This is a genomic window from Polaribacter litorisediminis (assembly GCF_019968605.1).
Taxonomy (GTDB): domain Bacteria; phylum Bacteroidota; class Bacteroidia; order Flavobacteriales; family Flavobacteriaceae; genus Polaribacter; species Polaribacter litorisediminis.
The window spans coordinates 2,915,908-2,935,486 of sequence record NZ_CP082966.1; the positions used below are offsets into that span (position 1 = coordinate 2,915,908).

General features: G+C 31.0%; 18 protein-coding genes, 1 tRNA gene and 1 pseudogene. 12 read left to right on the forward strand and 8 right to left on the reverse strand.

Going from position 1 to position 19,579, the window contains the following annotated elements:
* Positions 1-48 precede the first annotated feature (48 nt).
* Entirely contained in the window at positions 49-456 is a 408-nt protein-coding gene (locus K8354_RS12500) for a hypothetical protein (protein WP_223440326.1), read from the forward strand.
* On the opposite strand, the gene K8354_RS12505 is transcribed toward K8354_RS12500, so the two are convergent.
* The 3 genes from K8354_RS12505 to K8354_RS12515 form a co-directional block, all read right to left on the reverse strand.
* Positions 453-1,967 (reverse strand): sugar porter family MFS transporter, encoded by a 1,515-nt coding sequence (locus K8354_RS12505; RefSeq protein ID WP_223440328.1) that lies wholly within the window; start codon positions 1,965-1,967, stop codon positions 453-455. The two genes, K8354_RS12500 and K8354_RS12505, sit on opposite strands and share 4 nt — an antisense overlap.
* 90 nt (positions 1,968-2,057) lie before the next feature.
* Positions 2,058-2,177, reverse strand: coding sequence for a glycoside hydrolase family 30 beta sandwich domain-containing protein (locus K8354_RS12510; RefSeq protein ID WP_254713056.1), 120 nt, complete (start codon positions 2,175-2,177; stop codon positions 2,058-2,060).
* A gap of 94 nt (positions 2,178-2,271) precedes the next feature.
* Positions 2,272-3,135, reverse strand: coding sequence for a glycoside hydrolase family 16 protein (locus K8354_RS12515; protein WP_223440330.1), 864 nt, complete (start codon positions 3,133-3,135; stop codon positions 2,272-2,274).
* A 603-nt stretch (positions 3,136-3,738) separates the two neighbouring features.
* Between K8354_RS12515 and K8354_RS12520 the strand changes: the two genes are divergently transcribed.
* The 8 genes from K8354_RS12520 (at position 3,739) to K8354_RS12555 (ending at position 14,608) form a co-directional block, all read left to right on the forward strand.
* Positions 3,739-5,385 carry a TldD/PmbA family protein gene (locus tag K8354_RS12520; protein WP_223440332.1) on the forward strand — a complete coding sequence of 549 codons (1,647 nt, stop codon included), beginning with the start codon at positions 3,739-3,741 and terminating at the stop codon, positions 5,383-5,385.
* A 29-nt stretch (positions 5,386-5,414) separates the two neighbouring features.
* Positions 5,415-6,731 carry a TldD/PmbA family protein gene (locus tag K8354_RS12525; protein ID WP_223440334.1) on the forward strand — a complete coding sequence of 439 codons (1,317 nt, stop codon included), beginning with the start codon at positions 5,415-5,417 and terminating at the stop codon, positions 6,729-6,731.
* A 94-nt stretch (positions 6,732-6,825) separates the two neighbouring features.
* Positions 6,826-7,446, forward strand: a complete 621-nt coding sequence (locus K8354_RS12530; RefSeq protein WP_223447683.1) for a DUF4159 domain-containing protein — start codon at positions 6,826-6,828, stop codon at positions 7,444-7,446.
* A gap of 9 nt (positions 7,447-7,455) precedes the next feature.
* On the forward strand, positions 7,456-8,460 hold the full coding sequence (locus K8354_RS12535) for an AAA family ATPase (protein WP_223440336.1): 1,005 nt from the start codon (positions 7,456-7,458) through the stop codon (positions 8,458-8,460).
* Positions 8,461-8,466: 6 nt separating this feature from the next.
* Positions 8,467-9,363 carry a DUF58 domain-containing protein gene (locus tag K8354_RS12540; RefSeq protein WP_223440338.1) on the forward strand — a complete coding sequence of 299 codons (897 nt, stop codon included), beginning with the start codon at positions 8,467-8,469 and terminating at the stop codon, positions 9,361-9,363.
* A gap of 1 nt (position 9,364) precedes the next feature.
* Positions 9,365-10,654 carry a BatA domain-containing protein gene (locus tag K8354_RS12545; RefSeq protein ID WP_223440340.1) on the forward strand — a complete coding sequence of 430 codons (1,290 nt, stop codon included), beginning with the start codon at positions 9,365-9,367 and terminating at the stop codon, positions 10,652-10,654.
* On the forward strand, positions 10,651-12,879 hold the full coding sequence (locus tag K8354_RS12550) for an ABC transporter permease (protein WP_223440343.1): 2,229 nt from the start codon (positions 10,651-10,653) through the stop codon (positions 12,877-12,879). Before K8354_RS12545 ends, K8354_RS12550 begins: the two co-directional genes overlap by 4 nt.
* Positions 12,869-14,608, forward strand: a complete 1,740-nt coding sequence (locus tag K8354_RS12555; protein WP_223440345.1) for a hypothetical protein — start codon at positions 12,869-12,871, stop codon at positions 14,606-14,608. Before K8354_RS12550 ends, K8354_RS12555 begins: the two co-directional genes overlap by 11 nt.
* 181 nt (positions 14,609-14,789) lie before the next feature.
* Here K8354_RS12555 and K8354_RS12560 read toward each other — a convergent pair.
* The 4 genes and pseudogenes from K8354_RS12560 to K8354_RS12575 all read right to left on the reverse strand — a co-directional run.
* A tRNA-Ser gene (locus K8354_RS12560) sits at positions 14,790-14,874 on the reverse strand.
* Between the two features lie 2 nt (positions 14,875-14,876).
* Positions 14,877-15,401, reverse strand: a complete 525-nt coding sequence (gene rimM / locus K8354_RS12565) for a ribosome maturation factor RimM (RefSeq protein ID WP_223440353.1) — start codon at positions 15,399-15,401, stop codon at positions 14,877-14,879.
* 19 nt (positions 15,402-15,420) lie between these two features.
* Positions 15,421-15,951 (reverse strand): 30S ribosomal protein S16, encoded by a 531-nt coding sequence (locus tag K8354_RS12570; RefSeq protein ID WP_223440357.1) that lies wholly within the window; start codon positions 15,949-15,951, stop codon positions 15,421-15,423.
* A 227-nt stretch (positions 15,952-16,178) separates the two neighbouring features.
* Positions 16,179-16,353, reverse strand: a pseudogene (locus K8354_RS12575) (IS1595 family transposase); the annotation flags it as partial.
* A gap of 220 nt (positions 16,354-16,573) precedes the next feature.
* On the opposite strand from K8354_RS12575, the gene K8354_RS12580 reads away from it, so the two are divergent.
* The 3 genes from K8354_RS12580 to K8354_RS12590 all read left to right on the forward strand — a co-directional run bounded on the left by K8354_RS12580 (position 16,574) and on the right by K8354_RS12590 (position 19,018).
* Positions 16,574-17,044, forward strand: a complete 471-nt coding sequence (locus K8354_RS12580) for an Hsp20/alpha crystallin family protein (protein WP_223440359.1) — start codon at positions 16,574-16,576, stop codon at positions 17,042-17,044.
* Between the two features lie 294 nt (positions 17,045-17,338).
* Positions 17,339-18,844, forward strand: a complete 1,506-nt coding sequence (locus K8354_RS12585) for an IS5 family transposase (protein WP_223440361.1) — start codon at positions 17,339-17,341, stop codon at positions 18,842-18,844.
* 12 nt (positions 18,845-18,856) lie between these two features.
* Positions 18,857-19,018, forward strand: a complete 162-nt coding sequence (locus K8354_RS12590; RefSeq protein WP_223440363.1) for a hypothetical protein — start codon at positions 18,857-18,859, stop codon at positions 19,016-19,018.
* A 241-nt stretch (positions 19,019-19,259) separates the two neighbouring features.
* Here K8354_RS12590 and K8354_RS12595 read toward each other — a convergent pair whose 3' ends face one another.
* A complete protein-coding gene (locus K8354_RS12595; RefSeq protein WP_223440364.1) occupies positions 19,260-19,529 on the reverse strand; it encodes a type 1 glutamine amidotransferase family protein in 270 nt (89 codons plus the stop codon).
* Positions 19,530-19,579 lie beyond the last annotated feature (50 nt).

Genomic DNA, 19,579 nt, shown 5'->3' on the forward strand with positions numbered 1-19,579 from the left:
TTCATTTTTAATAAATTGACTATTTTCGTTCTATAATTTTAGTTTATTTTGAAAAAAGTATTTTTAGTAGGTTGCATTCTATTTCTTTGCGGTTGCTCCTCTTTATCTGAAGAAAACATCGATGCTCTCAATAATAATGTTGAAATTGAGTTTTTAACAAAAGAACCAAATTTCGATAAAATTACCATTAGTTATTTTATTGATAATACAAGGCCTTACTCTTTAAATTCATACACCTTTTCTTATGATGAAAATGGTGATCCTTTGCCACTTAAAATTACGTTAGAAAATTATACCTCTAAAATTATTGATGGTGAAGCCTTTAGAGAAAATCATAGTCCGGCAGAGCTTTCTGTAAAATTGTATGTAAATGGTCAATTAATTTTGGAAGACGCCAGCAAAGGCACTGCCGAAACTTTTGCCACTGTAAAGTTTAATTATACCATTCCAGATTAACTCTTTATCAACTCGTTTTCCAATTCTTCTAACGTTTTTCCTTTGGTTTCTATGACAAACTTCATTACAAACAATAAAGATAAAAAAGCCATAAACGCATAAATTGCAAAGGTACCTGTTGGTCCTAAATTTGTAAGTTCCCATGGAAAAAATTGAGTTACGGTATAACTTACAAGAGAATTAAAAAATCCTACCACAGAAATAGCAATTCCTTTAATATTCCTTGGAAATATTTCTGATAATAACGTCCACATAACAGGACCCAATGAAATGGCAAAAGCAGCCACATATAATAAAATTGCTACCAAGACTAGATTGGCATTAATTGATATAAATTTTTTCACTTCATTCCTCTTAAAATTATGCAATTGATGTTCGTTAAGCACAACGCCAACACCTGCAAACAAATCATTTTGAGACGTATAAGAAGTGTTTTTAAGGCTTTGAATCGCTTTTTTAATTGCTACATTTTCAATCTTATTGATGTTTTCTTCATTAAAACTGTAAGACGCATTGTTAAATGCCAATGTTGCCATAGATAAAGCCACCGTCATCGTTACCGTTCCTATAATTAAAAGTGGTTTACGCCCTAATCGATCGATCAGCCGAATCGCAATTAACGTAAATACTAAATTGGTAAGTCCTACCACAATGGCCTGTAAAAATGAAGAATCCGTGCTTCCTCCGGCTTGTTCAAAAATAGTGGGTGCATAATAAAAAATGGCGTTTATTCCTGTTATTTGTTGAAAAAATGCAATCCCAAATGCTATAATAATAATTGTTCGCATCCTAGAGCTGAATAGTTGAGAAAAAGTACCTTTCTCTTCTTTTTTATCAATCCCTCTTTGAATTTCTTTAATAGTTTCTTTAGCATACTGGATACCCCCAATTTTTACTAAAGTGACTTCTGCAACCTTAACAAGACTAAATTTCTGAATCAACCACCTCGGACTTCTAGGAACTGCAAAAAGAGCCAGAAAATAAATAAATGCAGGAATTGCCTCTACGCCAAGCATCCATCGCCAACTTTCACCTTCTAGATCCTTTAAAAAATAATTCGAAAAATAGGCTATAGAAATCCCTAAAACAATGTTTAACTGATTTAAGGATACTAAGCTACCTCTTAATTTAGGAGGAGCAATTTCTGCTATATAAATTGGCGCTATTAAAATAGCACCACCAATGCCGATACCTCCAATAATTCTGGCAATAATAAATTCTACATAATTCGTTGCCAAAGCAGACCAGATTGCAGACACTGTAAATAATATAGCCGTTATAATCAATACTTTTCTTCGTCCGAATCGATCGCTCAAGGGTCCTGCCGTAATATTTCCGGCCATGGCGCCGAAAATAACACATCCAACAGAAAAACCCAGTTCCCAGTCCGTCATATTAAAATAGGTATTAATACCGCCTATAGCTCCTGAAATAACTGCGCTGTCGAAGCCTAAGAGAAATCCACCCAGGGCTACAATAAAACTAATGAAATAGGTATACGATTTTTTCATTTTATCTGAATATTAAAAATTGCTGTATTGCTAAAATACAAAGGCTATTTTCTTTTAATTATTGTATGATAATGTTTGTATGGAATGTGGTCATAATTTTAGTCTTGAAGTTTTTAAATCAATTGTAATTGAATAGTTCAACGTTTCATCACTCAAATTCATGGCTACGATTGCAATATTATCGTTTTTATTTTTAAAAGCGGTTGAAATTATTTTATTTGAACAAGAAAAATTGCTAGTTCTTGATGTATTTTCTGCAGATTTATAAAATATGTTACATGCTTTAAAACACGCTTTACCTAGGCTATTTTCGATATTCATGTTTTACCCAATCCACCTCCATTACCCATTCTCCTGTCATAGGTGAATCTGTAATTTTAGCAAAATTTAAAATGGCGAACATCTTTTCAGGATACTTATCTCCTTCCCCAATATTTCTATAAATTTCTTTATCATCAACACGATACACTAAATCGCTGCCCTCCCATTCTACAGAATATGTATGATACTCATTTAAAGTAACATCAAAACCTTTTCTTAAACTCCACCAATCCCCTTTATCACATTCTCCCAAACTTTTAATTGCACCGGCAGTAAAATGGTCTTTTTGATGATCTCCGTGATGTTCAAAAATATCTATTTCACCAGAACCTGTTAATGGCCAACAAACATTTTCATCGGCTTCTTGCACGGGAGATTCATTATTTTGAGCTCCAAGAAGCCACCAAGCCGGAAACATGCTTGCTTCTCCATTACTGGCTAACTTTAATTTCGCAGTCCATTTTCCTTTTATAAATTCTTTTTTATTTTTTGAAACAATTCGTCCTGCTACATACTGCGTCTCTGGGTGCTGTTTTCCGTTTTTATCTAAATTATCACACGGCCTTGGTTTGCCTGTATCTACAACTTTCAATTTTAAAGAACCATCACTTACTTCTCTTGTTCCGAATTCGCCGTCTGGCACATAACAATGTGTTTCATTATTGACCCAAATACGCTGGTCTTGCCAATTTTCTGAATTAAATGTATCAAAATTATCTATAAAATCAACTTTCCATACAGTAGATTCCTCTGTATTCGTAGCCTCTTTTTTTTCTTTTGTTTTGCATGATATGATACCAATTCCTAAGATTATGAAGCTTAATAAATAGTAATTTGCTGTTTTCATATGGCTGTTTTAATGATTAATTTTTGTTTAATGTTTTGACCAATTGTATTTTTTATTGCAACTTTTTTATCGATTTGGGTTTTATAATTTATCATTCAGTAAATTTCAATTGATATCATCGACATTAAAGTATTTAATTTTTTAACATTATTCGAAACGTTCTGTTCGGACTTTTAAACCCTGCATTTTTCAAATCAGTCGTAATACTTTAAATGATGATCATAGATTCAAATCTAACAAATTTTAAAGAATGTACAAAAATCTAATATGTAACGTTTTGGTAGCTTTATTTTATGAATCTTAAAAGTAACCAAACATTCGGAAAAATAACCTATCGCATTCAAAAAATTCTAAAGACATTACAAAATATAGTACGTCATCAATATTTTGGTTAACACTAAAAGAGGATTTAGAACCTTTAAGCAACACTCTTTTTATTCGCTAAAGATAAATGTGAACATCTGTATTTTTTTAAAAAAAATTTCAATAAAAGTTAAATTCCTCTAAAGTTTAATTACAATTTATTAACTTGGGAACATGTTTTGTTTGATGAAAATTTTGACAACAAGATAATCAGTTTTAAACCAACTTAATACAAATTTAATGAAACGTAGAAAATTTATTCAAGCTGCAGGATTAAGTGCTGGAGCTCTTTTTATGCCATCACTTCTTAGGGGAAATAATATTCCTGTAGAAGCATTGCTCGCTCCAGGAATGGATGTGTTAGTAAAAAAACGATTAGCAGATATTGCTTTAAATACAGCTAAATCCTTAGGTTCATCGTATGCAGATGCAAGAATTGGTCGGTATTTAAATCAATATGTGTTTACGAGAGAAGATAAAGTAGAAAATGTTGTAAATACAGAGTCTTTCGGTATCGGTATTAGAGTGATAGCCAATGGTACATGGGGTTTTGCTTCTACGAATGATGTTTCTGAGTATGGTATTAAAAAAGCAACAGAACAAGCTGTAGCAATTGCCAAAGCGAATTCTAAAATACAAAAGGTACCCGTAGTATTAGCGCCGGTAAAGGCTCATGGAGAAGTTTCTTGGAAAACACCCATTAAAAAAGATTTTAAAGAAGTTCCTGTAGGAGAAAAAGTAGAATTGCTTTTAAATGCAAATGCTGAAGCGATGAAAAACGGAGCTAACTTTGTGAACTCTGCTTTATTTATGGTAAATGAACAAAAATATTTTGCTTCTACGGATGGTTCTTATATTGATCAAGATGTGCATAGAATTTGGCCAACTACTGGAGTTACGGCAATAGATCGTTCTGCAGGTAAGTTTAAAACCCGCCAAGGATTAAGTGCGCCCATGGGATTAGGTTATGAGTATATGGATGGTTTAGCTTCTGAAAAGATTGCAGGACCAAAAGGAACAGGCCTTATTGGTTATAGAAATAGTTATGATATTATTGAAGACTCCATATTAGCAGCGAAACAAGCTAAAGAAATGTTAACAGCAAAATCTGTTGATGCTGGTAAATATGATCTTGTACTAGATCCTAATCATTTAGGATTAACTATTCATGAATCTGTAGGTCATCCATTAGAACTAGATCGTGTATTGGGTTATGAAGCCAATTATGCAGGAACTAGTTTTGCTACTTTAGACAAGTGGAAATCTGGCGACTTTAAATATGGAAGTGATATTGTAAACCTTGTAGCAGACAAAACATATACAGGCTCATTAGGTGCAGTTGGTTATGATGATGAAGGTGTAAAAACAAAACAATGGGACTTAGTTAGAAATGGCGTGCTAAAAAACTACCAAGCCATAAGAGATCAGGTTCACATGATTGATCAAAACGAATCTCATGGCTGTTGTTATGCCCAAAGTTGGAATGATGTTCAATTTCAGCGTATGCCAAATGTTTCATTAGAACCAGGTAAAGAAAAGTACAATGTTGATGACATGATTAAAGATGTAGAAAAAGGAATTTATATTGCTGGTAGAGGTTCTTATTCCATAGATCAACAACGTTATAATTTTCAATTCGGTGGAACTGTATTTTATGAGATTAAAAACGGAAAAATTGTAGGCATGTTAGATGATGTTGCTTACCAATCTAATACTCAAGAATTTTGGAATTCATGTACTAAGATATGTGATGAAAGTGATTATCGAATATTCGGATCATTCTTTGACGGAAAAGGCCAACCTTCTCAGGTAAGTGCGGTATCTCATGGTAGTTCAACTACACGTTTTAATAATGTTAATGTTATTAATACAGGTAGATCTATTTAATCAATAGTTTTCAATAAATACAAAATACAATGGCAATATATACAAAAGAAGAAGCAAGAAAAATAATGCAGAAAGCGTTAAGTTTTTCTACTGCAGATGCTTGCGAAGTTAACTTAAGTGGAAGCGAAAGTGGAAATATTCGTTATGCAAGAAATACAGTTTCTACAGCAGGTCACAGATCAAACCAAACATTAGTTGTTCAATCTAATTATGGAAAACAATCGGCAACAGCAACGATCGATGAATTTGATGATGCATCACTTAAAAAAGTAGTAAAACGTTCTGAAGAATTAGCGAAAATTTCTCCAGAAAATTCAGAATTCATGGGGATTTTAGGGCCGCAAATTTATGATGAATCTGTGACCCATATTGATGCAACTGCCAAAATTACACCAGATTTTAGAGCTCAGGTTGCAAATAGCAGCATTGAACCCGCTGCCGCACAAGACGTTACAGCTGCAGGTTTTTTAAATGATTCTGCAGGTTTTTCTGCAATGATGAACTCAAAAGGGTTGTTTGCTTATAACAAATCTACAGATATTAGTTTTACTGTTACCATGAGATCTAATGATGGTACAGGTTCTGGTTGGGTAACTAGAGATTATAATGATGTCAATAAGTTTGATGCGGCAGAGGCATCAAAAATTGCAATTGATAAAGCCATAATGTCAAGAAAAGCAAAAGCAATTGAACCAGGAAAATACACTGTAATTTTAGAACCCGCAGCATCTATTGGTTTACTAAGTAGAATTGGTGGAGCACTAAATGCAAGAACTGCAGATGAAGGAAGAAGCTTTATGTCTAAAGAAGGTGGTGGAACCAAATTGGGCGAAAAAATTGTTGATGAACGTGTAAATATGTGGTCAGATCCTTTAAATAAAGAGGTGCCCACAGGAACATGGAATGGACAAGGAATGCCTTTAAAGAAAATGAAATGGATAGAAAACGGGGTTGTTAAAAATTTAGCTTACGACCGTTTTTGGGCAAAGGAAAAAGGGGTTGATCCTGTTCCTTTTCCTTCAAACTTTATTATGGAAGGTGGAGACGCATCCCTTGAAGAATTAATAAAAAGCACTAAAAAAGGAATTCTTGTTACAAGATTATGGTATATACGTGGAGTTGATCCTCAAACCTTATTATTTACAGGTTTAACGAGAGACGGAACTTTTTATATTGAAAACGGAAAAATTAAACATCCAGTAAAGAATTTCAGATTTAATGAAAGTCCAATAATAATGCTTAACAATCTAGAAACATTGGGTCAACAAGTAAGAATTGATGGTAATTTAATTCCATATATGAAAATTCGTGATTTTACATTTACAAGTTTATCAGATGCTGTATAGCATTTAATTAAAAGATAAATTTAAACTGGTTGTATTGATGTTTCTTTACAACCAGTTTTATATTTACTCAACTTAAAGAAATAAAAGTGTGTCAATAAATAATCAATTCTTTTTTACAAGATTACAGTATGAATCTGGAGATTGGGATGTAGATCAAAGAATGCCTTCTAACATCTTAAATTCATTAATAGAATACACAACATTAGAGGTGGATACCAAAGAAAATATAATTCCTTTAAGTAGTGATGCTATTTTTAAATGTCCTTTTTGTTATTTGTCTGGCCATAAGTTAGTTCAGTTTACAAAATCAGAAAAAACTAATTTTAAAAAATATATAGAAAACGGGGGGTTTGTTTTTGTTGATGATTGTAACCATGATATTGATGGCCTATTTTCTAAATCTTTTGAAAGACAAATGGAAGCTATTTTTGGAGTAACAGCTTTAAAAAAAATACCCAACAATCACGAAATTTATAATATCTTTTTCAAGTTCGAAAACGGACCACCAACAACCTCACAAGAACTAAATGGCTGGGGAGATGATATTGTGCATGAGTATTTAAAAGCTATTGAAATTAATGGAAGAATCGGTGTACTTTTTAGTAATAAAGATTATGGTTGTGAGTGGGATTATGATTTTAGAAACAAACGTTGGTATAAAATAGATAATACAAGATTTGGTGTAAATATAATTATGTATGCATTAACATCATAAAATTAAATTATGAATAACGAATTGAAACAATTAGAAAGGGAAGTTAATTTATTAACAGAAAAACTAGTTGCATTAAAAAAAGAAATTGGTAAAGTAATTATTGGGCAAGAAGAAACTATTGAACAAATGATAATTACGTTCTTAGCTGGAGGTCATGCACTTTTAGAAGGAGTTCCTGGATTGGCAAAAACATTAATGATAAATACATTAGCAAAAACCGTAGCCCTTAATTTTAAACGCATTCAATTTACGCCAGATTTAATGCCATCAGATATTATTGGAACAGAAATTTTAGAGGAAAATCAACAAACAGGAAATAAACATTTTAAGTTTAATAAAGGAGCCATTTTTGCGAATATTATTCTTGCTGATGAAATCAACAGAACTCCACCAAAAACACAAGCAGCGCTTCTAGAGGCCATGCAAGAGTTTGAGGTTACTTATTCTGGAAAAACTTATAAATTAGACAAACCTTTTTTTATCCTTGCAACACAAAATCCGATAGAGCAATCTGGAACTTTTCCTTTGCCAGAAGCACAGTTAGATAGATTTCTCTTATATATTAAAATTGAATACCCAACAGCTTCTGAAGAAACCAAAATATTAAAAGCAACCACTAGTTCTATGAAAGTTACTCCAAAAAAAGTTATTTCCGGAGAAGAAATCATAAGATTACAACAATTGGTAAGAGAAGTACCCATTAGCGACGATTTAATAAACTACGTAAGTACTATTGTTAGAGCAACAAGACCTGCAAGTTCTAATAACGAATATGTAAAAAAATGGGTAAGTTGGGGAGCAGGACCTAGAGCAGGCCAAGCCATGATTTTAACAGCCAAAGCAAGAGCATTAACGCAAGGTAGATTATCGGTAACCTTAGAAGATATTAAGCGCGTTGCATACCCAGTTTTACGCCATAGAGTTATCGTAAACTTTAGAGCTGAAGCAGAAGGTGTTTTTTCTGATCATGTTACCAAACACTTACTTTCTACAATCTTACCACACTCTAAATAAAACATTGTGAAACAAGACTATCATCAATTATTAAAACCAGAAATTATCAACACCGTTTCGGGGTTAACTTTAATTTCTAAAATAATTGCTGAAGGTTATTTAACGGGTTTAAATCATAGTGCAAGAGTTGGTTATGGCATGGAGTTTAGTCAATATAGAGCGTATGAAAATGGAGATGATCTAAGACTTTTAGATTGGAAAATGTTGGCTAGATCTGGCAGATATTACATAAAACAATCAGAAATTGAAACCAATGTTTCTATCAAATTTATTTTAGATGCAAGTTTATCGATGTTACACAAAGAAGATGGCCTTACAAAAATAGACTTTGCCAAAGTTCTAATCGCTTCTTTGTCTTATTTAGCTCAAAAACAAGGTGATGCCGTTGGACTTTTTGCGTTAAATGAAAAAAGTTTTATAAGTCTTCAACCCAAAATACAAAAACAACATTTTAATAGATTGCTCGCAGAACTTATTGAAATAAATAATGAAGGAAAATGGCCTAATGACACCCTTAATTCAGATAAATTACATGATAGAGCTCATAAAGAATTAGTGTTTTTTATAACGGATTTATATGAACATGACAAAGAACTTACAAATTTTATCAAGCAGCTGAAAACAACCAAGAATGAGGTAGTGGTTTTGCATCTTTTAGGCAAGAATGAAGCGAATTTTAATTATAAAGGCTCTGTAACTTTCGAAGATTTAGAAACTGGAAATAAATTAAAGGTGGATACAAAAGAAGTAAAGCGAACGTATTTAAAAAATGCGGAATTGATGATGAATCAAACAAAAGACTTTTTACTAAAAAACAAGATCAACTATCATTTATTTCAATTAGATGAACCTATCCATAAAGCTATAAAATTCTTTATTGATAAAAGAACTAAAATGAATTAACATGAGCTTTGTGAATCCAACATATCTGTGGGCTTTTTTAGGACTATTAGTTCCTTTAGCGATTCATTTTTGGAGCAATAAAGAAGGTAAAGTTATTAAAATAGGGAGTATACAATTTTTAGAAGCTTCAGATTCTTCTCAATCAAAAAGCATTCAATTAAATGAATATGTATTATTGCTTTTACGTTTACTTTTAATGAGTCTTTTAGTTTTACTTTTAGCAGAACCACAACTAAACCAAGAAAGTAAAAACACTTCTCTCACTTATATTGTTGAGCCTTCGTTATTAGAAAATAGTGCTGTGAAATCTATGATAGAAACGATTGATTCTGATACCCAAATTAGAGTGCTCACATCAAAATTTCCTGAAATTGAACTTTATAATTTTGATAATGAGTTAAAAGTCACTCCAAATTATTGGCAATTAACTGAACAAATGGAAAGCTTAAAAACTGACAGTATTGTTGTGTTTACAAAAGGGTTACTTTCTGGAATTAAAGGTTTAAGACCAACCATAAACAAACCTATAAAATGGATTGTTTTAGAAGACGAAAAAGCAGAAAATGTAGCGCCAGTATTGGCTTATAAAAATGATTCAAAAATTAAAATTGTTTCTGTTAAGGTTACTTCAAATCATCTTTCTTTTCATAAAAAAATAGTGCCAATAAATTCAAAAAATATTATTATTAATGATGCTAAAGATAGCATAACCATAAACTCAAAAAAGTTACCTCTCAAATTAACGCCTAAACTGAGTGTTTTAATTAATTATGATGAAAATTTTAGTGATCAATTATTTTATATGGAAGCTTCTCTCAGAGCTATAGAAAAGTATGCTAATCAAGAGATTAAAATTGAGAAAACTCAAGGTTTAAATAATAAAAATTTAGAGTTATACTCACTTGTCATTTGGCTTTCTAAAGAAAATCACCCTACATTAAAAACGAAACTATTAAAATATTCTCCTGATAATTTAGCTTTAAATGCTATTGAAAAAAGCGATACAAAAAATACATTTTATCTAACCAATTTACAAAGCGCAAAAAAAATTATTGAAAACGATTTTACAGAGCAGTTATTTAAAATCTTAAACCTTGATAAGATTGATAAAAGTGAATTCAATAAGATTGATGAACGTGTAATTTCTGAAAAAGAAATCCAAACTAATTTTAAAAGTTCATCAAAAAAGAGCACAAATTTAAGCTTAATAACCATTACCAATTGGTTGTGGATGCCTTTTATATTTTTCTTAATTGTCGAAAGAATTTTCGCTAAAATTAGAAAGCAATGATAACTTCTGCTAAAAAAATATTGACAAGATTTACAAAAAAATGGCAATTATTATTGTTGTTAGAAGTTTGTTTGTATGCCTTTGGAATAAGTGCAATGGTGTATTTATTAAGTCAGAATTTTATCCTAACGATTAGTGTTTTTATCATTTCATTTCTTATTTCTTTATTGATTATAAAGCCATGGAAAATTAACATTCAAACAACAACACAATTCGTAGATGCAGAATTAGAAGATTTAGAAAATAGTACCAGCTTATTTTTAAAGGCAGCAGAAGATCTTACTTCATTAGCAAAACTTCAGCGTTCTAAAATTGAGCAAAAACTGCAACAAGAAATAAAAAAAATAAAATTCCCGGTTAAAATAAAACGAGCAATTAGCTACGCTTTTCTTTTTGTTATTATGGGTTTCGTAGGGTTTTTCTTTAATATCAAAAGTTATTTTAGTACTTCTTTTGTTACAGAATCACCAATAAAAACAATTAGTTTCAAAGCAATAGATGCTGTTGGCAATGCATATCAACCACCAAAAATAATTGAACAAAATCTTAGAATTCGTTTTCCAAATTACACAAATTTAAGTACCAAAAACACGGATAATATGAATGTGAAAGCTGTTGAAGGCTCAAGAATAACGTGGTCTCTTAAATTTAGTAATAACATAAAAAAAGTAAGTATAGAAAGTACTAGTAATTCTTATGAAATGTTGTTACAAGACGGAGCATATAAAGGAAGTATTTTGCTGAAAAATTCAGGGTTTTATAACTTTCATTTCTTGGACACTTTAAATCAAAAATACACCTCTAGTTTGTATGCTATTGAAGTATTAAAAGATGAAGCACCCAAAATTGAAATTAATGGCCTAGAGGCTTATAAGAGTTTTAATTTTAACGATGAAAAATTATTAGATTTTATCTCAATTATAAGTGATGATTTTGGTTTAGAGAAAGCACATATAATTGCAACCGTGAGCAAAGGTTCAGGCGAATCTGTGAAGTTTAGAGAAGAGAAAATGTTGTTTAACTCAGTAATAGCGCAAGGAGAAAAATCAGTTGCGCTTCCTAAGCAAATTAATCTGGATAATTTAAAAATGGAGCCAGGTGATGAATTATATTTTTATGTAGAAGCATCAGATTTAAAAAGGCCTCAGTTTAACATTGCAAGAAGCGAAACTTATTTTGCAACTATAAAAGATACGGTTACCGATAACTTTTCAGTAGAAGCTACTTTAGGAGTTAATAGAATGCCAGATTATTTTAGAAGTCAACGTCAATTAATTATTGATACTAAAAAACTGATTGCCAATAAAAAGAAATTAACGGATTCTGAATTTAAATTTAAAAGTAACGAGCTAGGTTTTGATCAAAAAGTTTTGCGAACAAAATATTCGACTTTTATGGGCGATGAAAATGAAAATACAGATTTAGTTACTGAAGAAAATTTAGAAGATTTTGAAAGTGAACATGCAGAACATGGAGATGAAGAAGATGATCCTTTAGCAGCGTATTCTCATAAACATGATACTGAAAACGAACATAATTTAGTGGATGAAAAAAGTAAAAATGATAGCAAAAATCCATTACAAGAATTTACTCATAATCATGCTGATGCTGAGGCAGCAACTTTATTTGAAGCGTCTTTAAAGTCCAAATTATTAAAAGCGCTTCAACATATGTGGGATTCTGAATTGCAATTACGAGTATACAAACCAGAAAAATCTTTACCTTATCAATATAAAGCTTTAAAATCTTTACAAGAAATTAAAAATAGTGCTAGAATTTATGTGCATAGAATTGGTTTTGATCCTCCACCAATTAAAGAAAATAAACGTTTAACAGGTACATTGAAAGATGTAAAAAGTTTTTCTAAACAAGAAGAAATACCTATTGATGATCAATTTAAATTTATGAGACAAGCATCTTCTAGATTAGAACTTATGATTCAAAATAAAGTAAAAACAACAAAAACAGATCAATTTTTATTTGAAAAAGCGGGTAATGAATTAGCATTAATTGCCATTGAAAAACCTGGTGAACATCTTAAAACCTTACAACAATTAAAGGAGTTAACTACGTTTGGAGAAAAATCGATTGTATTCCTAAAATCTACACAAAAAGGCTTGATAAATGCAATTCCTAATTTAAAACCAAACCCCAGTCAATCCAATCGTTTTAAAGATGAATTAACTGAAATATTATTAAAAGAATTACAAATTAATGATCAATAATATTCAATTTGAAAATCAATATTTTCTTTTACCAAGTATTTTAATTGGCATCCTTGTTTTTGCGTTTTTTATTTGGAAAGAATGGAGCAGCAACACTAAAAAAAGATTTGTTGTAAATATCATTGTTAGCGGAATTGCAATAATTTGTCTATCGCTAATCGCTTTAAAACCAACAATTCTTACTGAAGTTAAATCACAAGAAATTGCCATATTGACGGAAGGATATAAAACCAAAACTTTAGATAGTTTACAGAAAATAAATCCAAATTTAAAGGCAGAAAAATATATGAAAGGAAAGCGTTTGTTTGATGAAAAAAATGAACCTTCTTTGATTTATATATTGGGAAATGGAATAGAAAATTTTGATTTATGGCAATTAGAAAATACTCCTTTTAAATACATTGATGGAAAGCCAATTTCTGGAATAACAAAATTAAAATATAATGCGAAACCCATTGCTGGACAACCAATTTCTATTCAAGGTTTATATACTGCTCCAAAAACTGGAAATAAATTGACCTTAGAAGATCCAACTGGAGCTACATTGGATTCTATAGTTTTTAAACATACCGATCATCAGAAATTTAATTTGTCAAGTACATCTAAAATTGCTGGACAATTTTTATATGCTTTAGTAGAAAAAGATTCTTTAAATAAAGTTATTAAAATGAACCCTTTACCTGTTGAAATTATAGAAAGAGAAAGTTTAAAAATTGCTATTTTTAATTCTTTTCCAACTTTTGAGACAAAATATCTAAAGAATTTTTTAGCCGAAAATGGTCATAAAGTTGTTGTGAGAAATCAACTTACTACAAATCGTTCTAAATATGAATATTTTAATACAAGTAAACAAAATATTTCTATCACTAGAAACGTATTAAAAACTGTTGATCTTTTAATTATCGATGCAAAATCATTTTTAAATTTATCCAAGAAACAAAATAATATTTTAATAGACCTTGTTGAAAACGAAGGTTTAGGAATTTTCATGCAACCAGATGTAAGCCTTTTTACAACAAAAAATAAATTTGGTACTTTTCAATTTTTATCAAATAAAAATAGCTCTTTTACAACATCGAGTTCTAAAAATAGTTTTAAAAAATATAACTACGCATTTAAAAAAGAAACTTTCATAGAACCTATACATAAAGATGAGAACCATATTTATGCAGCATATAAAATTACAGGAAATGGTAAAATAGCTAGTACTGTAGCTAAAAACACCTATGAATTACTTTTATCTGGCAACACAAATACATACCAGCAATTTTGGACTGATATCATAAATACAGTCTCTAAAAAACGATTAAACTCAGTTCAATATAAAAGTAAGATGCTTTTTGGTTATGTAAACCAACCATTTTCTTTTGAGTTAAAAACGAACGCAGAAAAACCAATAATTACAAACAAAAATGATGTTAAGATTCCATTAATTCAAGATATTGGTTTAAGACATCTTTGGTATGGAAAAACGTATCCTAAATCTAATGGTTGGCAACAATTAAAAACAGCAAAAGATAGCGTTCATAAATTTTCTTTTTATGTTATGAATTCTGATAGGTTTTCTTCTTTAAGAGCTTATAATACTTCCGTTGAAAACAAAAGATATTTTAATAATTCAAGAACTAAACTTTCTAATTCCACGTCAAATAGAACGATAAATCCTATCTGGTTTTATCTTGTATTTTTAATCTGTGTCGGATATTTATGGTTGCAACCGAAGTTATAAAAAGGTGATTATTTTAATTTATTCTAAAATGAATTATTCATTAAAAGTGAATAATTCGGGTAAATACGACTAAAAGGGTTAAAATCCATAAAAAAAGACCGACAATACAAAAATCATACAAATAAAGAAACTAAAAAACCTCAACTTATTGAAAATCAATATGATGAGGTTTTTTACATCGCAGAGAGGAAGGGATTCGAACCCTCGATACGTTGCCGTATACACACTTTCCAGGCGTGCGCCTTCGACCACTCGGCCACCTCTCTTTTTATAAATACAATTCGATCAATCCTTCCGGAGTATCTACTTGTATAGTTTTGTGTTCTCTGTCTACTTTTTTAATAAACTCATCTACCATCGGAATAAAAATCTCGGTTCCATCTCTATCAATTTCAAAAAGAGGTTGTGCAGCTTTATCATTTATATGAACAATTGTGCCAACTTCACCAAAATTAGCATCTACAACTGTAAAACCAATCACTTCATGAAAATAAAATTTATCACCAGTTAATTCTGGTAACAAAGTTGATGGTAAATAAATACCACATTTTAAAATAGTTTCTGCTTCTTCTTCAGAATATACGTCTTCAAACTGAACACGCAATTGATTCCCTTTATGGAGCGAACTTTTTTCAATAAAAAATGGAACCAGATTACTGCCAAACTCGACATAAACTGATTCCATTTCTGTATACAACTCAGGTTCATCGGTATCAAGCTTGATCACGACTTCGCCTTTAAAACTATATTTTGTAACGATTTTGCCTAAATAAAAACAATCTTCTTTACGCATTTTCGTGATTCTTTATAATTTATTCTGCTGCCTTTGCTGCTGCCTCATCAATTGTATCAGGAGTCTCCTCAACAGCTTCTTCAACTACAACTTCTTCAACAACTGGTTTTGCTGCTTCAATTCTTGCTTCGTTCACTGCTTTTTCTGCTGCTAGTGCTGCTGCTTTTGCATCAGATTCTGCTTTAGACAATCCAGCTTCTTTATCTGCAACTTTTGTAGCTTTTTCTTCTAACCAAGCTGCAAATTTAGCATCTGCCTGCTCTTGCGTTAAAGCTCCTTTTCTTACACCACCAGCCAAATGATTCTTTAACATGGCACCTTTATAAGATAAAATGTTTTTCGCAGTATCAGTTGGTTGTGCTCCATTTTGTAACCATTCTACAGCTTTATCAACATCTAAATCAATCACCGCTGGGTTTACATTTGGATTGTATGTTCCTATTTTTTCTAGGTAACGACCATCTCTTTTTGCACGAGCATCTGCAGCAACGATCCAATAAAATGGCTTGCCTTTTTTACCGTGTCTTTGTAATCTAATCTTTACAGACATAATTTGTTAATTTATTAAGGTTCTCGACCTTGATTATTAAAAATCTTACCATCTCGTAGTAAGTGGGCGCAAAAATACAAAACCTTTTTTAACTAAAACCCTAATTACCAATATTTTTTTGGGCGTTTTAACGAGCTTTGCACAGCACAAAGTTATGCACGCCATAATCGTTCTAAAAGGAAAAGTATCAATAAGTAAAAACAATAAAATTGTTTTTAGGTTAGCAGTTAAGAACATATAATTTTACTTTGATATATTTTTTCAGCGTTCACCATTCTTACTAAAATTATTAAAAATGTTCTTTTTGCTTTTTGAGCGATTAATTCTATAACAAAACTCATCAAGATATCTTTCGATGTTAAAATCGCTTACTGATGAATAGGTAGTTCTTACCCATGATTTTTCAACAGATTTCATTAATTCTCTAATTTTATGCATAAATTTTCTTGCTGTTGCCATCTTTAAATACACAATATAATTGCGACTTTAACGAATTAAATTGGTGTTCATATATATAACATTTTTGAGCAATGATTTTAGAACTGACTTGTATCATTTCAGAAACCTAAATACTATAATAATTTAGCATTAAATATATTGTTTAACTTTAAATATTAAAATTATGTCATTAGTAAAATTTAGAAATAGAAGACGCCCATTTGGAGGTCTCAATACGCGTAGCTTTTTCGATACCGATGGTTTTCTTGAAAATAGATTATGGAATTCACCATTATTATTAGATGATTTTTGGAATGGACATTCAAGCGAACCTGCTTTAAACATTAAAGAGGAAGATGATAAGTTTGAAATTGAATTGGCTGCTCCAGGATTCTCTAAAGAGGATTTTGAAGTAACTATCGATAATGGATTTCTTAACATCTCGGCAGAAAAATCAGAATCTAGAAAAGAGAAAGAAGACAATTATACAAGACAAGAGTTTAGTTATAATTCGTTTTCGAGATCTTTACAGTTACCTGAGAGTATAAAAGAAGAAGACGTAAAAGCGAGATATCATGATGGAATTTTGAGCTTTGATCTTAAAAAGAAGGAAGAAGCCAAAAAATTAGAACCTAAGAAAATAGAAATAGCTTAACAGCTTTAATTTCTATGTAAGAAAATTCTTTCTGGTTATTAAACCAAATCGCCCTCTACCTAAACCAAATAAATGTTAAAAATATTATGGTTTGGTAGAGGGTGATTTTTTAGGTGACCCTTTTTTTCTAATTATTTTTGAATTAAATTAATTCAAAAATGATACCTAGGGCTTGCTGAAAAACACCTTACATCTGTTTAATATTTTTAAAATCAGTTAAATAGGTTCTTATTTTTCATTAAAATCCTTGTCATAATGCAGAGATATTTAACTTACGTTAAATATCTCTGCATTATGATAAATTATATTTCAGAACACCAGTTAAGCATTGAAGGTTTTGCAACACCATTTGAGACGTCGCTTCTGCCAGAAAATCGTTGGGTAAAGTTAGCTCAAATAGTTCCATGGGATACTTTTGCTAGTATTTACATGAGCTTGATGAATACAAAACTAGGTCGACCAGGTATTTCGCCACGCATAGTTTTGGGTGCATTAATCATAAAACACATGGAGAACTTAGACGATAGAGGCGTTATCGCAACGATTCAAGAAAATATTTACATGCAATATTTTATAGGTTTAAAAGGGTATAACCCACATCCTGTTTTTGATCCCTCTTTGTTTGTTGAAATACGTAAACGCATAGGTATAGATAGTTTTGATAAGTTAACCACAGAACTCATAAAGTCAAGTAGTGCCAGTTCAGACAACAAGCAGATTGCAAAGAAAAAAGATGAAGATGAGCATCCACCCAACAAAGGGAAACTTCAGATGGACGCTACTGTTGCCGACCAATATATTACCTACCCAACAGATAGTAAACTTTTAAATGCAAGCAGAAAGCAATTAGAAAAAATGATTGACAAACTCTACGCATTATCAGGTAAAAAAGGAACAAAGCCACGAACCTATAGACGTAAAATGAATACCGCTTTTTTAGACTACGCCAAGAAAAAGAGAAAACCGAATGCTGCTCATCGAAAAATGAACCGTAAACTTTTAGAATGTGTTAAAAGAAATCTAAAGCATATCCATAAGCAGCTCGATTATTTTGAATCCAAAGGCCAAGCTTTTCCTCTAAGCCACAGAGAACAAAAACTGTTTTGGGTTATTCAAATACTTTATGACCAGCAAAAACAAATGTATGACCTAAAAACAAAAAGTTGTAAAGACAGAATCGTCAGTATTTTTCAGCCACATGTACGTCCTATAGTTCGTGGTAAAACAAATGCCAAGGTAGAATTTGGCTCAAAATTAGGTGTAGATTTAGAAAACGGTTTTGCCAGAATCAATACCCTAAGTTGGGACGCTTATAATGAATCATCAGATCTGATTTCACAAGTAGAAAATTATAAAACTTTACACGGCTATTACCCCGAACTTGTTCAAGTCGATAAAATCTATGCCACACGAGAAAACAGAGCTTGGCTTAAACAAAGAAATATCCGAATAACTGCACCACCACTAGGACGAAAAAGCAAAGAGCAGCTTGAAGAATCCTATTATGAAAAACAAAAACGAAGAAAAGAAGCAGCAGAACGAAACCACATAGAAGGGAAGTTTGGGCAAGGTAAAAACGGCTACAATCTAAATAAAATAAGAGCTCGATTAAAAAATACCTCTGAGAGTTGGATTGCTACAATATTTTTTATTATGAATTTGATACGATACCAAAAAATTAATGTTTTTTGGCTTCAAACTTCAATAAAAATATTAATAAATACAATACTATTGGCTTTTAAAAACATCATAGAGCCGTTACAAATTCAAAATAGAAAATATGACAAACAGTATGTATAAAATCATCTTTAAGTGAATTTTAAATTCCTAGTTTCTCAGCAAATCCTACCTAATCCTATTATTATTATTATTATTATTATTATTTCTATTCAAAATGTTGTTCAAAAACTAGATACTGGTATTGATAAAGGATTAAGTTCAAACGAAGTCCATAAACGACTCTCATTCGGATAGATTTTTAAAAGTATACAAATCCGTTAATTGCTGCATTTAATTTTCAAGTGTAGCTGATTCTAATAAATCTAACTTCTTAAATTACAATTCTTACGCAAAAGAAGTCATGCTAATTGCAATTAGAAATAATAATAAATGTTATTTCAATCCTATATGATACATTTCTTTTTTACTTCAATTTTACAACCTATTGAATCCATTCCTGTAACAATTGATCTGTTTTATTGAATGAAATAGGAATTTATTTTTGTTCTAATTGCTCAATAATTTTTAGCGCAACAGATTTTGAAGATAAGTAATTTTGACCTGTAATGAAACGATTATCTACCTCTACATGTACACTATTTCTTGGTGAATATTTAAAATGCCCTCCTCGTTTTTCTATGGTTTTAGTGATAAGAAACGGAAATTGCTCAAAGTAGGCAGCACCTTCCCTTTCAAACGCATCTGGATAGCCGTTTACTCTTTTTACATCAACTAAATATTTTCCATCTTTTGTTTTAAGATGCATAATACCTGCAGTGTTTTTGCCCCCTATAAATTGGCTTCAGGATAAAATGC